This window comes from Sutcliffiella deserti (assembly GCF_020037475.1).
GTDB lineage: Bacteria > Bacillota > Bacilli > Bacillales > Bacillaceae_I > Sutcliffiella_A > Sutcliffiella_A deserti.
In genome coordinates this window covers 19,777-35,255 of record NZ_JAIQDB010000005.1, presented here as the reverse complement: position 1 = coordinate 35,255, position 15,479 = coordinate 19,777, and the positions used below count along the sequence as shown (strand labels likewise).

The 15,479-nt window shown below is 42.3% G+C and carries 12 protein-coding genes and 1 pseudogene; 2 read left to right on the top strand and 11 right to left on the bottom strand.

Annotated features, from left to right (window positions below; all coding sequences use genetic code 11):
- Positions 1–216: 216 nt before the first annotated feature.
- The 7 genes from K9B36_RS10965 to K9B36_RS10935 all read right to left on the bottom strand — a co-directional run bounded on the left by K9B36_RS10965 (position 217) and on the right by K9B36_RS10935 (position 10,043).
- The gene (locus tag K9B36_RS10965) at positions 217–1,401 is read right to left on the bottom strand and encodes a CamS family sex pheromone protein (protein ID WP_223702104.1); all 1,185 of its coding nucleotides are present in this window, start codon (positions 1,399–1,401) and stop codon (positions 217–219) included.
- A 13-nt stretch (positions 1,402–1,414) separates the two neighbouring features.
- On the bottom strand, positions 1,415–3,421 hold the full coding sequence (ligA, locus tag K9B36_RS10960; RefSeq protein ID WP_223702103.1) for an NAD-dependent DNA ligase LigA: 2,007 nt from the start codon (positions 3,419–3,421) through the stop codon (positions 1,415–1,417).
- Between the two features lie 39 nt (positions 3,422–3,460).
- Complete coding sequence (pcrA, locus tag K9B36_RS10955; protein WP_223702102.1) at positions 3,461–5,716, bottom strand: DNA helicase PcrA; 2,256 nt, start codon at positions 5,714–5,716, stop codon at positions 3,461–3,463.
- A gap of 74 nt (positions 5,717–5,790) precedes the next feature.
- Positions 5,791–6,486, bottom strand: a complete 696-nt coding sequence (locus K9B36_RS10950; protein ID WP_223702101.1) for a heptaprenylglyceryl phosphate synthase — start codon at positions 6,484–6,486, stop codon at positions 5,791–5,793.
- 158 nt (positions 6,487–6,644) lie between these two features.
- Positions 6,645–6,956, bottom strand: coding sequence for a YerC/YecD family TrpR-related protein (locus tag K9B36_RS10945; RefSeq protein WP_223702100.1), 312 nt, complete (start codon positions 6,954–6,956; stop codon positions 6,645–6,647).
- Positions 6,957–6,980: 24 nt separating this feature from the next.
- The gene (locus K9B36_RS10940) at positions 6,981–8,027 is read right to left on the bottom strand and encodes a DUF3048 domain-containing protein (protein ID WP_223702099.1); all 1,047 of its coding nucleotides are present in this window, start codon (positions 8,025–8,027) and stop codon (positions 6,981–6,983) included.
- Positions 8,028–8,297: 270 nt separating this feature from the next.
- Complete coding sequence (locus K9B36_RS10935) at positions 8,298–10,043, bottom strand: adenine deaminase C-terminal domain-containing protein (protein ID WP_223702098.1); 1,746 nt, start codon at positions 10,041–10,043, stop codon at positions 8,298–8,300.
- 276 nt (positions 10,044–10,319) lie between these two features.
- On the opposite strand from K9B36_RS10935, the gene K9B36_RS10930 reads away from it, so the two are divergent.
- Together K9B36_RS10930 and K9B36_RS17065 are read left to right on the top strand one after the other, a co-directional pair.
- Positions 10,320–10,616, top strand: a complete 297-nt coding sequence (locus K9B36_RS10930) for a YgaP family membrane protein (protein WP_223702097.1) — start codon at positions 10,320–10,322, stop codon at positions 10,614–10,616.
- Positions 10,617–10,825: 209 nt separating this feature from the next.
- A pseudogene (locus K9B36_RS17065) lies at positions 10,826–10,879 on the top strand (EYxxD motif small membrane protein); the annotation flags it as partial.
- Here K9B36_RS17065 and purD read toward each other — a convergent pair.
- From purD to purM, 4 genes are all read right to left on the bottom strand, one after another.
- Positions 10,872–12,179, bottom strand: a complete 1,308-nt coding sequence (gene purD / locus K9B36_RS10925; protein ID WP_223702096.1) for a phosphoribosylamine--glycine ligase — start codon at positions 12,177–12,179, stop codon at positions 10,872–10,874. The pseudogene K9B36_RS17065 and the gene purD overlap by 8 nt on opposite strands.
- Before the next feature lie 105 nt (positions 12,180–12,284).
- Positions 12,285–13,814 carry a bifunctional phosphoribosylaminoimidazolecarboxamide formyltransferase/IMP cyclohydrolase gene (gene purH / locus K9B36_RS10920; protein WP_223702095.1) on the bottom strand — a complete coding sequence of 510 codons (1,530 nt, stop codon included), beginning with the start codon at positions 13,812–13,814 and terminating at the stop codon, positions 12,285–12,287.
- Positions 13,811–14,398, bottom strand: coding sequence for a phosphoribosylglycinamide formyltransferase (purN, locus tag K9B36_RS10915; protein ID WP_223702094.1), 588 nt, complete (start codon positions 14,396–14,398; stop codon positions 13,811–13,813). Before purN ends, purH begins: the two co-directional genes overlap by 4 nt.
- On the bottom strand, positions 14,395–15,435 hold the full coding sequence (gene purM / locus K9B36_RS10910; RefSeq protein ID WP_223702093.1) for a phosphoribosylformylglycinamidine cyclo-ligase: 1,041 nt from the start codon (positions 15,433–15,435) through the stop codon (positions 14,395–14,397). The genes purN and purM overlap by 4 nt, the downstream gene beginning before the upstream one ends.
- Between the last annotated feature and the right edge of the window lie 44 nt (positions 15,436–15,479).

Here is a 15,479-nt window from a genome sequence, read left to right as displayed (position 1 = left end):
TTATCTAACTACTTTCCTATTTCATCTAACAACCTCCCTGATTTATCTAACTACTTCCTATTTCATCTCACAACTTCCACCTCCCATCTAACTACTTCCCCAATCCATCTAACAAACTCCTCCAACAACCCAAAAAACCCACCATCCAAAGATAGTAGGTTTCTCTATATATCCATTCAGCATCAGTATATAACACCCAAATAACCAAATTCCCTTTTAATAAATATGAACAAATGGTTCTTCTGCTCCAGCATCTCTGACAATCAAGGCTTCTTCTCCACTGATGGAAGAAATGGAAAGTTGTAGATTAATATAGTTTGGAAAATGCTCCACTACTAAGCCGGTAACATACTGGGTGAAGCCAATCAGTTCCGCCTTGCCGTAAAAGTCCATATTCACTTCGATATTTAATTGCTGGAGATCTTCATCAATATAAAAACCTTTTCCAATAATACCGGTATGGTTAGGAAAGTAGTCATCAATATCGAGTTTAAAGTTGTCAAATCTTACTGCATCGTCACGGTATGCTTCTGTAGCAGCTGTTGATGGGAACAGATGGTACTCTTCCTTTAGGTCATCCCAATTATTTATGGAGTTTTGACCTGCTGGAACAGTGGCTGTGGCAATGAAATTTCCTGGAATAATGGAAGTGGCGGCACTTTGCTTGAATAAACCTACAGTAATAGGGATATCGCTTAGCCCCGTCATTTCACGAACTCGTTGGACAACCTTTTCTGCAATCTCACGGCCAGCGGTATCAAGCTCAGCATCGTCAATCTCGTACTCCCTCGGATATCCGCCATCTTCTGCATCGAGGTTATAATAGTGAACAGAGTTTAACGCAATACCAATCGAAATTCCTCCAAGTTCAACCGTGCCATCATCGTTTCGAACCAAATAGTTTTGTTCGAGAATGTGTGCAAGATAGATAGGGCTGTTTTCATTTGTTTCTTCGGTTGATCCTCCCTGAACGAGAGGGGGATTTAAGCCTACATTTTGAAAATCCTCATTTTCTTCCAGTTCACGTTCAAGCTGGGCGGGGGTTAATTCGCGACCAAGCCACGATCTTACTGTGTCGCGATCAATGTACTGCCCTTCTTGATACAAGTAATTATCAGAAGGAAACGGATCTTGCGCCAAGCGCATAAGGCCAGTTTCCAGCTCTTCGACATCTACTCTGCTGTTTAATCGCGCCACTACCTGGCCACGAGTCTGACCCGCTTTAAAAGGTAGGATTGTTTGATAATAATCATCGGAAATTTTAAACCTGGGAACAATCGCTTTTTCCATTGTTTCCTGTTCCCCTGGATCTTGAATAACTTCTTCTTCTTTCTCAAAGCCAGGGATACAGCCCGTGGCAAAAAGAGAAAACATAAGGAGAATCGTTAAAAACCTATTCACCTTCCAACACCTCTTATGATTGTATTTCTTCAAGCATTCTCGCTTCATTCCATACTTCTATTCCAAGCTCCTCGGCTTTTGCAAGCTTAGAACCCGCTTCTTCACCGGCAATAACTAAATGGGTATTCTTGCTAACGCTACCGGTCACTTTTCCACCTAATTGTTCGATTGCTGCTTTCGCATCGTTTCGGGACATTTCTTCCAGCTTTCCTGTTAGAACAATCGTTTTTCCGGCAAAATAAGAATCAACATCGTCTGCACTGACCTTTTTGGGGCCTTTGTATGCCATGTTAACGCCTGCATTTTTTAATTCCTGCAACAGCTCCATTGCCTCTGGCTGTTCAAAATAGGTCACGATAGAATCGGCCATTTTATCACCAATTTCGTGCACGGCTGTTAGCTCTTCTTTGGTTAAGGAAGCTAACCGATCCATGTGGTCAAATTCCTGTGCCAATGTTTTTGCTGCCTTTGCTCCAACTAAACGGATTCCAAGACCAAACAAGAGGCGTTCCATGGAATTGCTCTTTGTTTTATCAATTGCGCTTATTAGGTTATCTGCTGACTTTTCGCCCATTCTCTCTAACTCAAGAAGCTGTTCTTTTGTTAGCTTATAAAGATCTGCCACATCTTCAATCAGGTTTTCGTGAAATAGCTGTGCAATGACCTTTTCACCTAGACCGTCAATATTCATGGCATTTCTCGATACAAAGTGGATAAGTCCCTCCCGGATTTGCGCAGGGCATTTAGGATTAATGCAGCGTAGGGCTACTTCTCCTTCGATTCGGACCAGTTCACTTTCGCATTCCGGACAGTGTGTTGGCATATGAAAGTCCTGTTCTTCTCCTGTGCGCTTTTCAACTAGAACATTGACCACTTCAGGAATGATGTCCCCTGCTTTTTTTACAATAACATAATCACCAAGCTTTATGTCCTTTTCACGAATTAAATCCTCATTATGTAAGGATGCTCGTTGAACCGTTGTACCCGCAACACGAACGGGCTCTAAGATAGCGGTCGGTGTTATGACGCCTGTTCTTCCGATATTTAATTCAATATCAAGTAGTCTAGTTGCTACTTCCTCGGCCGGGAATTTATAGGCAATTGCCCAGCGAGGACTTTTAGCGGTAAAGCCGAGCTGTTCTTGGTGGTCTGTTTCATCTACCTTTATGACAATACCGTCTATATCATACGCTAGTTCTGGACGCTTAGTGTTCCAGGACTCGACGTACTCAATTACTTCCTCGATAGTGGAGCATTTCTTTCTTTCATTATTCGTTTTAAAGCCAACACGATCTAGATAGTCCAGTGCTTCGCTATGCGCATCAATCCCGGTTTCTCCCGCATCAGCCAAGCTATAAACATAAACATCCAGGTTACGGCTTGCAGCGATTTTGGGATCCAATTGACGCAACGAGCCTGCTGCCGCATTCCGAGGGTTAGCAAAAGGTTCTTCTTCACGTTCCACTTTTGCCTCATTTAAAGCTTCAAAGGATTTTTTCGGCATAAAAGCTTCTCCGCGCACCTCAATGGTAACAGAATCCTTTAAGCGCAAAGGAACGGAACGTATGGTCTTTAAGTTCATTGTAATGTCTTCGCCTGTGGTTCCGTCCCCACGGGTTGCACCTAGAACAAACAAGCCATCTTCATAGCGAAGGGAAACCGCTAATCCATCAATTTTCAACTCACACACATAGGTGAAGCTGTCCCCGACTGCCTGCCGGACACGACGGTCAAAATCGCGCAGGTCCGCTTCATCGAAGGCATTGCCAAGGCTAAGCATCGGGGTGCGATGCTCGACTTTATTGAACATTTCTAAAATGGTTCCGCCCACTCGTTGGGAGGGGGAGTCTGAGGTTTGAAACTCAGGAAACTCGGTTTCTAGTGTTAAGAGCTCCCGTAAAAGAGAATCGTACTCTTCATCCGAAACAGAGGGTTTGTCGAGTACATGATACTCATAATTATATTGATGAAGCATCTCTTGAAGCTCTTTTACCCTTTTTTCAGCTTTTTCTCTTTCCATCTAAGCCCGCCCTTTCTTTTTCCGTGTCACCTTGCCTTGTTAAGCCTTCGTTACTGGAGCAAACTTTGCTAAAAGTCTTTTTACTCCCGTTGGACTTGGAAACGCAATATCAAGTTCTTTGTTGTCGCCTTCTCCTTTGACACTGACTACCGTTCCTGTGCCCCATTTTTTATGCTCCGCTTTGTCGCCTACATTCCAATCATGGCTTTCGCCGCCAGTGGCAGTCAAACCTCTGTTAACAGATGATGTCGCTCGGCGTTGCACTGGAGCAGAGGCTGCTGTACCGCCAAATGGGGTTCTTCCGCCGAATGGGGTAGCTCTTGGTGGTATTTTGGTTTCTTGAACTGCCTCATTTTCCATTAGTTCTTCTGGTATTTCTTTAATAAAGCGCGATGGAGGGTTCATATTGGTACGGCCGTACAGGGTTCTCATCTGGGCGTTCGTTATGAATAGTTCCTCTTCTGCCCTAGTGATTCCTACATAAGCAAGACGTCGTTCTTCTTCCATTTCCGCTTCTTCAAAAAGAGAGCGACTATGTGGGAATACTCCCTCCTCAAGGCCGATCAGGAATACTACTGGAAACTCTAATCCTTTTGCAGCATGTAGGGTCATTAAGATAACAGCCTCTTGCTGGGACTCGTCTTCTTCATCTAGCTTATCAATATCGGCCACCAAAGCTAGATCTGTTAAAAACGCCAGCAGGCTTTTGTCGTCGTATTTTTCTTCAAAATTCTTCGTTACCGATAGAAATTCATCTATATTCTCTAAGCGGCTTTGCGACTCGATGGTCTTATCCGCTTTCAGCATTTCACGGTATCCCGATTTCTCAAGAACTTCTTCCACTAGTTCGGTTACTGACAGGTATTCCTGCATTTGAACGTAGTTATCGATTAATGAACGGAATTCTTTTAATGCTGCTGTTGCACGGCCACTTACACCGATTAAATCAATTTCAGCCAGTGCGATGAATAGGGAAATATCATGTTGTGCTGCGTAGTTAGATATTTTGTCCAAAGTTGTAGCTCCGATACCACGCTTTGGGGTGTTCACGATGCGAGCTAGGCTGATATCATCATCCGGATTAGCAATAAGGCGCAAATAGGCAAGTATGTCCTTGATTTCTTTACGGTCGTAGAACTTTGTCCCTCCAACGATCGAGTAGTTGATATTGGACATCAAGAGCATTTCCTCCATCACACGCGATTGGGCGTTCGTGCGATATAGGATGGCAAAATCAGAGAACTTTCTTTGTGGATTCTTTCGAATAATCTCTCTCATTTTTCCAACAACGAACTGCGCTTCAGATTTCTCGGAATCTGCTTGATAGTAGATTATCTTTTGACCTTCCGTATTTTCTGTCCATAAGTTTTTAGGTTTTCTGCTGATATTATGCTCGATTACTTTATTTGCTGCCTCAAGAATTCGTTTCGTTGAGCGGTAATTCTGCTCTAACAGAACGACCTCGGCATTCGGGTAATCTTTTTCAAAGGAAAGAATATTGGCAATGTCTGCTCCACGCCAGCGATAGATGGACTGATCAGAGTCCCCTACAACACAAAGATTCTTCAAACGGTCAGCAAGCAGCTTTACTAAGGTGTACTGGGCATGGTTTGTATCTTGATACTCATCCACATGGATATATTGAAACTTGCGCTGATAGTACTCGAGAACTTCAGGTACTCTCTTGAATAGGTGAATAGTTGTCATAATCAAATCATCAAAATCTAGTGCTTGGTTTTTTTTTAAGCGCTTTTGATAGTCGGTATAAACCTCACTTACCATTTGCTCATAGGGCCCAAGAGGCTGTTTTGCATAGTCTTCCGGGTTCATTAGTTCATTTTTTGCAGAACTGATTGTTCCAAGCATCGTACGTGGTTCAAATTTCTTTGGATCCATATTTTTATCTTTTAAAACATTTTTAATAACGGAAAGCTGATCCGTTGTATCTAGGATGGTAAAATTTCTATTCATACCGATCCGGTCAATATCCCGACGCAAAATCCGCACGCACATCGAGTGAAAAGTGGAGATCCAAATATCCTCTGCCGCCGGTCCAAGCAATACTTGTACACGTTCTTTCATTTCCCTTGCTGCTTTGTTGGTAAAGGTAATCGCAAGGATATTCCATGGTGCCACTTCTTTTTCAGCCATTAAATAGGCGATCCTGTGTGTTAGAACCTTCGTTTTTCCACTACCCGCACCTGCCATGATTAGAAGTGGACCGTCTGTTTTTTTTACCGCTTCCTGCTGCATCGGATTTAACCCTTCTAACAGCCTTTGACTTAAATATTGCATTTTTCCACCGCCTATACAAACATATGTTCTTATTTTATCATACTAAATATCTTCTGTTTTGTCTTTATTAACCTTTATTTATTTTTCCGAACGGCTCTTACCGTTTTTAAGGCTTCTTCTAAATCATCATAGACGACATTTCCCACTACGATCGTGTCCGCGTGCTGCGCCATTTCTTTTGCCTGCTCCGCTGAGGTAATTCCTCCACCATAGAATAATTGTGTCGTCTCTAATGTGTCCTTAGCCGCTTTCACGAGGTCTGCATCTCCATACATTCCACTATATTCTAAGTAGAAGATAGGCAGATTAAACATTTTCTCCGCCAGTCTAGCATAGGCGATGATATCGTCTTGTTCTAAGTTTGTTTTCGCTTCTGTTAATCTCGCTGCCTTACAATCAGGGTTTAAGATACAATAGCCTTCCGCTACAATCTCGTCCCAGTTCATGATGTCCCCGTATTCCTTGATTGCTTCTATTTGAAGATCGACAACCCAGTCCGTTTTCCCACTATTCAACACAGTTGGGATAAAATAAAAATCAAACCCTGGTGTGACCGATTCTATATTGGAAACCTCTAATACACAAGGCAGGGAATATCGGCGAACCCTACTCATTAAGTGAAGGACATTGTCTAATGTTACTCCGTCCGTCCCACCAACAAGGATGGCGTCGGTTCCGGATTCACATACAAGCTCCAGATCTTCATCCGTTATCTCTTTATTAGGATCTAATTTAAAAACGTGCTGCCATTCACGTATTTCCGTTAACACCGCATACGTCCCCCATTCTAATTTTCCATTCCCCTATTATAGCAAAATCACAAGCAATACGAAAAACAAGAAAGAAGATTGTTTGCTGGAAGTTAAGCCCTTTTTAGTGCAGAAATAAAAAACGACCCACGCAAGCGGTTCACGTGAGTCATCTTTTATTACTCTACTTCTTCCTTCTTCTCTTCGGCAACACGGTTTAATGCCATTTCGTACGCATCGTTTCCGTAGTTCAAGCAACGCTTTACACGAGAAATTGTAGCCGTGCTTGCGCCTGTTTCGGTTTCGATTTTATGGTAGGTAAAGCCATCTTTCAGCATTCTTGCCACTTCAAGTCGTTGGGCCAAAGATTGAATTTCATTTACCGTACAGAGATCGTCAAAGAAGCGGTAGCATTCTTCCATATCTTTTAGGGAAAGAACTGCTTCAAATAATTGATCAAGTTCCTTGCCTCTTAACTTATTGATTTGCATATATTGGTCTCCTTTTTTCTCCTATTAATAGGACACTATATTTAGATTCGGAATAATCTGTATCCAAGTTTTACCTGGAGTGAATGGCACAGGTTGCTCATTTTTAAAGGGGAGAATTCTGCCATCCACCTCTTTCCAATCCACTTCCTGTCGAACGCCCTCTCTGATAAGAATTCCTCGTCCACCGGATGTAAGATCAATGTCTCTTCTTCCGACATCATCCACAACCCTATGACTTGTTTCAACAATAAAAATGTTATGGGCGATAATTTCTTCCGAAGAATCCAAGTCTATATTCTTCTCTTGCCCACTATACCTGACATAATTGGCGTTCGCTTCGTCAAATTTGTATTCTACTTGTGTAGCGATTCTAGAAGAGTAGGATAGTTTCACATATTCTGTAGCTTCCCCTTCGACTGAGTCTGCTTCTTGTTTAAAAGTTAGTGGGGGTATATCTGCTTCTATCTCATAGTTCAATTGGTTTGCACCTTTAATGATATTCTCGTGAGTAATATAAGAGTTATGTGGAGCCTTTCGAAAGCTTGCCCGTTTAAAAAGCGTGCCATCATAAGACAGTCCATTTACTCCATCAATTTCGCCCGCTTCAATTTTGGTCTTTGCTCCTGGACTCCAGCCATGGAAAACGAAAACTGGATCGAATCCCTTAGCCAAGTCCACATTGTAACTTCTGGCACTTCGGACAGGTCCAATGGTATCAGGGGGAATTTCACTTTGGAATATAGCGACAAGCCTGGTAATATCACCTTCAGCCAGTACCTCATAAACAACATCGGCTTTATGTAGGCCTGATTGTGGACGAGCTTTTATGTCATTATTGATTATTACAGCAAAAGGTCTTCTGTCTAAGGTTGTCTCTCCTCTTGTTCCTGTGAGTGGATAAACTTCTTTCTGCTGCTCTGTTTCTTTCGGTTCTGCAGGTTCTTCACTTGACTCTGGTGTTGTTTCGGTTACTGTTTGATTCTGTTCCGTTGCAGTATCATCTGTATTAGCACTGCATCCTGCTAAAATCACCATCATTGCTGTTAATAGGACTAAATATTTACTGAACATTCCTTTATGCACAACCTTTAAGTAATAAGCTGTTTTCGCACTGCTTCTAGATAAGTGGAAATAACCCGTCACAATTTTCGCGAAAAGAGCCTAGTAATTTGACCTTTTTCTCTATATTTTAAGGTTTTGTCTATACAACGCTGTTGCTCTCAGGAAGCCGTTTGACTTCGCCTGCCTGGTCTCCCAATTAGCGGGAGTCTACACCTTTTTGTTTCCATCAGTCGCTTGAGAACTCTATAATCCAGCATGATGCTTTACCATAGTTATATTTTAACGCATTATTGACGGAAAGAGTACCGTTTTATTCATTACATCATAGATTCCCCGAGGTGTTATTCTAATATAAGGAAGATGTGTCGACGATAAAAATAGCAAAGTATAAATTGGATCATTATAAGAATAGCCTCTTGCAAACAGAGTATTGCGCAGAGAGGTTTCTTGCGTAATTAAGTCTTCCATTGCCGCATCCGACATTCCGCCACCTAGTGGGAGAGGAATCTCACTTATAACTTCTCCTTCTTCCACCAGCACCATTCCTCCGCCTATAGCCTTCATATGCTGAAATGCTTTAATCATGTCCTGCTTGTTTTTCCCGATCAAAACAATATCTCCTGTATTAGAATAAGAGCTTGCAAAGCCATGAAGGGTGGAGCCAAAGCCTTTTATAATTGTATTGATGCGCCACTTTCCAGCTCTATCTACAAGCATCAGAAAGCATTGATCATGGTTCATTGATAAGGAATCTCCTGAAACGTCGCATGTAATAGAATAAGGTTTAATGATTACTTCGTTCATCATTTCTAAGCCCATCGCCATCGAAAATTGCAAGTCATCAATGGTTAAATCCCAGTCCATTTCAAGGGGTGGCAAGCCTATTTCTTTCCAATTCATTTCTGCATAGGCATCCCGGACAGGTATATTGTCTTTCTTGATCCAATGGCCTTTTGACAACACAGCGACAGGGACGGGCTTGTCTTTACCTGTTAGGAAGTTTATATTGGCTATTCTCCCTGTTGCAATGCTTCCATGAAGATCTTCCATTTGAAAATGCTTCGCCACATTAAGGGATGCCATTCGATAGGCTTCCACTAACGGCACTCCTTTTTCTATGGCGATCGCTAGCGTCCTATCAATAACCCCCTGCTCATAAAAGCTTGGTGTTGAGCCGTCCGTCGTAAAGAACGTCTGGTCATAATAATGAATCCCTGATTTTTCTAATTCCTCTAAAATCACAGGCAGATCAGGGCGTATCGATGAATAACGAAGCGCTGCAGTGTATCCTTGTCGGATTCTTTTTTCCACATCAGCGCCTGACATCGATTCATGGTCACTATCAATGCCAAGGAGCTTCATCTTGGTTAGCGTTTTTTCAGATGCTCCTGGAAAATGCCCTTCTACAGGTTTATTACGAGCTTTTGCATCTTGTACCCATTGCAGCAGCAAGTCGTCCCCTGCCATCAGCTTCGGCCAAGCCGTAAGCTCACCACCCTGAATGACACTTGGATGATTCAGCCAGTCCTTCATATTGGTTGTCGAAAAAATTGCGTCTTCCTGATTGATTTCTGTTTGAGCATCAAAACGGCACCACCAATACATCGTAGCAGCTGTTTTGTTCATCTCCTCTATAAAAGAAAACGCTTTCTTTTTTGTCATTTGTAAAATAAGCATCAAATTATCATTAACGAATGTTGTTGTTCCAGATTTTGATGCATATTGAGCAAAAGAGAGGGGATTATATAACTGAAACGGATGAACATGAGGTTCAATGTATCCTGGTACAAGGTAAAGGGAAGAGCAGTCCGTCATCTCTGTGCCCACTGTATTTTCAGGAAGATTGTCTCCAACGTAGACGATTCGATCCTCATAGATCCAAATATTGGCCTGCAGCCATACCTTTAAGTGAACATTCAAGTAGGTTGCATTTGTCAGGACACAGCTTGGAGCGATTTGTCCATCTATGACAGCTACATGTTCTCTTAATTTTTTACTTTTCCATCTATATTTATGTTCTTGCAACAGCTTCACCCACTTTTAGTTGTTGATTATTTATTAGGCTCTTTTCGGAAAAATTGTTGCTATAAAACCGTAAAGAATCGGTAAAAGCAACAATAGATCTGAAAAAACAGCCATTTATCAAATTTCTTACTTCGATATGCTAAATATTATCTTGATATAACCTCTTTTTACCATGTTACCATATCAACGTTTTAATCGCATTATCGATTTAAGAATTGTTAGAAAATAGTCAAACGGAAGTGGTAAAACTAAATCTTCATTTTTGGAGGAGACAATATGAGACCTAACATCGGAATAGTCAATGCATTAATTCGGATTACAGCCGGCTTTACGATTTTAGCCTGGATTACAAGCAAGATGGTTCGTAAACCATATCGTGACTCTTATATCTTTGTGGCACTACTCGCTGCCATGAAAATCGGAGAAGGAATTGTTAGATACTGCCCGATAACAGATCTTTTCGATCGTTACCAAGACCACGATGACGATGATTACGCCTTTGAATTTGAAGACCTTGATGACTTTCAACAACAAACCGATGCCAACGGAGTGGAATCCATTAATCCTTCTTGAAATTTGGTTTAATGGACAAGTGAAGGCTTTGTGGTTGATCGTTTGCAGTTGATGGGTAGCGGATGATGAATAGCGGTTGATGGTTTGAAAAAAAATTCCTATTGGGGCCAGACCCCAATAGGAATTTCACTATTATTGTCGAACTGTATAAGGTTGTGTTGTTTTTTTCCCAAGTTACATTTACGTTTTAGTGATTGGAGGTTGGTTGTATGTTTTGGGAGTTTTTGACGGATATGTCGTTTGTTCTTGCTTCTGTTATTGGCGGGATAGTAGCGATTCTTTTTGTTTTTGTGAAGAAGAAACGCCGGCCGCAATAGCTTTGTGTGCAATATCCCTGCGATAGAAAAGCCCTTCACTTTGGACTTTTTCCAGTTCCGCATATACAGCCTGTTGAGCATCCAAGAGCGAAGTCTTCTGAGATGCGACTAGCAGCACACGTCCTCCGTTTGTAACGAGATTGCCGTCTTCCATTGCCGTTCCTGCATGAAACACATAGGATTCCTCAATCTTGTCCAGACCTTTAATTTCCACGCCATTATCATACCGTTCTGGGTAGCCTTTGGATGCCAGCACCACACCCACCATCGATTTTTCCGACCACTCTAGCACCATGTCCTCCTTATTTAGCACCTTAACCAGTACTTCCCCTAAGTCAGATTCTAGTCTTGGTAGCACGACCTGTGTTTCCGGGTCTCCGAAGCGAGCGTTAAATTCAATTACCTTTGGACCATCTGTTGTTAGTATTAATCCAGCATACAAGATCCCTACAAATGGCCTTCCCTCTTTGACCAGCGCTTTGGCTGTTGGCAGCAGAATGGTCTCTAATGCTTCCTCTACAATGCTGTTTTGGATATGTGGGACAGGGGAATAGGCACCCATTCCACCTGTATTTGGTCCAAGATCTCCATCGTAAGCCCGTTTATGATCTTGTGCGATGCTCATCGGATATACCTTATCGCCATTTACAAACGCCATAAAGGAAAACTCTTCGCCTTCGAGAAACTCTTCCACTACAACTTTACTTGAGGCTTCACCGAACTTAGATTCTTCCATCATCTCATGGATAGCTTCTAATGCTTCTTCCTCTGTCATGGCAACGACCACACCTTTGCCAGCTGCCAAACCATCCGCTTTAAGAACAATCGGTGCACCTTTGCTTTCGATATATAGCCTTGCTTCTTCATAGGATTCAAATGTTTCATAGGCCGCTGTTGGAATAGCATATCTTTTCATAAGGTCCTTGGCGTAGCTTTTGCTTCCTTCAATAAGCGCCGCTGCTTTGGATGGACCAAAAATCTGTAGTCCCTCTTCTTTAAAACGATCCGCGATTCCATTTAGTAACGGTACTTCCGGTCCAACAATAGTCAGGTTCACCAATTCTTTTTTAGCAAAAGCAATCAGCCCTTGTGTATCATTTTCCTGAAGAGTTGGCAGACAAGTCCCTAATCCTTGCATCCCAACATTCCCTGGCGCAATGAATACCTCTGTTACGGATGGGCTTTGTGAGAGCTTCCATGCGATGGCATGCTCTCTTCCCCCTTTTCCAACTACTAATACTTTCATAGGATCCCCTCCAGGTGTTCTCGTTTAATGTTTGGCTGTTTACGCATTGATTGTTGCTTTTATGTTGTGTGTGGATAGGACAGCAACAATCTTTACAAAAAAAGCTTAATGCTTAAAATGACGTATTCCCGTAAATACCATTGCAATTCCATACTCATCCGCTTTTTTAATGGAATCTTCATCGCGAATAGAACCGCCTGGCTGAATAATCGCCGTTACGCCTGCTTTTGCTGCCGCTTCAATGGTATCGTCCATCGGAAAGAACGCATCTGAGCCAAGTGCAGATCCTTTTGCTTTTTCACCTGCTTGTTCTAAGGCGATTTTGGCTGCTCCTACGCGGTTCATTTGTCCAGCTCCGACACCTACTGTTTGATTTCCTTTCGTCAACACAATAGCATTGGACTTCACATGCTTTACCACTTTCCAAGCAAGCTTCAGATCCTCCCATTCTTTTTCCGTTGGTTCACGCTTAGTAGGAATCGTTAATCTGGCCTGCTCTATTCCTGCATAATCCTCGTCCTGAACAAGAAGTCCTCCACGCACAGATGAGTATTGAAGATCTCGGCTATCTTTCCCACTCATATCCAATGTCAATAAGCGGATATTTTTCTTTTTCTTTAACACTTCTAATGCCCCCACCGAGAAGGATGGCGCAATAATGATTTCTAAAAATAATTCATGTAACAGAAGTGCCGTTTCCTTATCCACTTCTGTATTAAAGGCAAGAATTCCTCCAAAGATGGACACAGGATCTGCCTCATAAGCACGGCTGTATGCTTCAACTGTAGAGGATCCCACTCCAACACCACATGGATTCATATGCTTAACCGCCACAACAGCTGGCTCTGTAAACTCTTTGACGATCTGCAAAGCAGTGTTAGCATCGTTAATATTATTATAGGATAGTTCTTTTCCATGCATTTGCTCAGCTGAGGCCACTGAAAAATCAGAAACTAGCGGCGCTTGATAAAAAGTTGCTTTTTGATGAGGATTCTCTCCGTATCGCAGTCCCTGTTTTTTTTCAAACGTAAGCGTTAATGATTCTGGGTGCGTTTCTTCCACAGCTTCTGTCAGGTAGTTTGCAATCATCGCATCATAGGCTGCCGTGTGGCGGAAAACCTTCGCTGCTAGCCGGCGGCGCGTTCCTTCCTCCACCTTGCCAGCTTCCTTCAGTTCCGCAAGAACTCCCTCATAATCCGCCGGGTCAACCATTACCGCTACGTCACGGTGATTTTTTGCTGCTGAACGAAGCATGGTCGGGCCGCCAATATCAATGTTTTCAATGGCATCCTCGAATGTTGCATCCTTTTTGGAGATGGTTTCTTTAAACGGATACAAGTTCACAACAACCAAATCAATTGGCGTAATGCCATATGTTTCTAGTTGTTGTCTGTGATCTTCATTGTCTCTCATCGCAAGAAGCCCACCATGTATCATAGGGTGAAGCGTTTTAACCCGTCCATCTAATATCTCGGGAAAGCCGGTTACCGCAGAAATCCCAATTACTTCTATCCCGTTTTCTTCTAGTACTTTTTTCGTTCCGCCTGTGGAAATAACCTCAATACCAAGCTCAACAAGCTGCTTTACAAACGATACAATATTTTCTTTATTGGAAACACTAACAAGGGCTCTCATCGTATAATTTTCTCTCCTTTATTCGAAAAAATCTGTTGTAATGTTTGTGGATAATATTCATGTTCTATCTTGTGAATTTTTTGCTGGAGCGTTTCTTGCGTGTCATTAGGTTCAATCTCAAGTGCTTTTTGCGCTATGATCGGACCGGTGTCCATCCCCTCATCAACAAAATGAATCGTAACTCCTGTTAATTTCACGCCGTAGCTTATCGCTTGCCCAATGGCATCCAGTCCAGGAAAAGCAGGCAATAGCGAAGGGTGAATATTAACGATTTTCCCTTTATAAGCAGTTAGCAGCGTGGAACCGATAAGACGCATATATCCTGCTAAAACGAGGAAATCAATTTTGTGTTTTTCTAACTGCAGGAGGATTTCAGATTCAAACTCCTTTTTGTTCTTGTAAGATTTCGGTGTAAACACAAATGATGGCACAGCTTCAGCTTTCGCCCTGTTTACAACAATTGCATCCTCCTTATCACAAATCAATAAGGCAGGGACTGCATCAAGCGCTCCCGATCGGCAAGCATCCACGATTGCTTGAAAATTGGAGCCGCTGCCTGATGCAAAAATAGCCATTCTCGTCATCGGATTTCTCCTCCGCCAAAGGTGATGCCTGCTCCATTTTTAATTCTACCAATGATATAGGCTTTTTCTCCATTATCTTCAAGCGTTTTAATAACTTCTGAAAGAATTTCTTCATCAATAGCAAGTACCATTCCAATGCCCATATTAAAAATGTTGAACATTTCATTTCTGTCTAGTTCTCCTACCTCTTGCAGCAGGTCAAAGATTGGCGGGATTGGCCAAGTACCATAATCCACCTCTGCCTGCAGGCCTTGTGGAAGCATACGCGGGATATTTTCGATAAATCCACCACCTGTAATATGGGCCATCCCATTAATGTCATATTTTTTCAAAACTTCTAAAATAGGCTTAACATAGATTTTAGTTGGTGTTAATAGTTCTTCACCCAAGGTAGTATTAAATCCTGCATATTTCTTATTTAAATCTAAATTTCCTTTTTCAAAAACGATTTTCCGAACTAACGAATAGCCATTGCTGTGTATTCCGCTGGATGAAAGGCCAAGTAAAACATTTCCTGCCTTAATGTTCTTACCGGTAATAAGACGTTCCTTGTCCACCACACCTACTGTAAAACCTGCCAAATCGTATTCATCGTCATTGTACATGCCTGGCATCTCGGCCGTTTCTCCACCAACAAGTGCACAACCTGCCTGTTCGCAACCATCGGCAATTCCCTTTACAATACTTTCAATATTTTCAGGAATGGCTTTCCCGCACGCGATATAATCGAGAAAGTACAATGGCTCAGCCCCTTGTACAACCACATCGTTGACACACATCGCAACTGCATCCACCCCAATTGTGTCGTGTTTATTAAGATGAAAGGCAAGCATCAATTTGGTCCCTACTCCATCGGTACCTGAGACTAACACAGGGTTCTTCACGTTCACTGCGGACAAATCAAAAAGACCGCCAAACCCGCCAAGACCTCCCATCACCTCTGGCCTCATCGTTCTTGCCACATGCTTTTTCATACGCGACACTGCTTCGTAGCCTGCTTCTATATCAACACCTGCTTGCTTATATGCATTTGCCATATGTGTCTCCCTTCTAATAGAAAAGCGACGAAATTTCCTCCGTC

Excerpts from the sequence above, each read along its gene's own strand:
- pcrA (WP_223702102.1), bottom strand. The coding sequence starts at position 5,716 with ATGCAATATTTAAGTCAAAGGCTGTTAGAAGGGTTAAATCCGATGCAG.
- purH (WP_223702095.1), bottom strand. The coding sequence starts at position 13,814 with ATGAGAGCCCTTGTTAGTGTTTCCAATAAAGAAAATATTGTATCGTTT.
- purN (WP_223702094.1), bottom strand. The coding sequence starts at position 14,398 with ATGACGAGAATGGCTATTTTTGCATCAGGCAGCGGCTCCAATTTTCAA.
- purM (WP_223702093.1), bottom strand. The coding sequence starts at position 15,435 with ATGGCAAATGCATATAAGCAAGCAGGTGTTGATATAGAAGCAGGCTAC.
- K9B36_RS10930 (WP_223702097.1), top strand. The coding sequence starts at position 10,320 with ATGAGACCTAACATCGGAATAGTCAATGCATTAATTCGGATTACAGCC.
- K9B36_RS10940 (WP_223702099.1), bottom strand. The coding sequence starts at position 8,027 with ATGTTCAGTAAATATTTAGTCCTATTAACAGCAATGATGGTGATTTTA.
- ligA (WP_223702103.1), bottom strand. The coding sequence starts at position 3,421 with ATGGAAAGAGAAAAAGCTGAAAAAAGGGTAAAAGAGCTTCAAGAGATG.
- purD (WP_223702096.1), bottom strand. The coding sequence starts at position 12,179 with ATGAAAGTATTAGTAGTTGGAAAAGGGGGAAGAGAGCATGCCATCGCA.
- K9B36_RS10945 (WP_223702100.1), bottom strand. The coding sequence starts at position 6,956 with ATGCAAATCAATAAGTTAAGAGGCAAGGAACTTGATCAATTATTTGAA.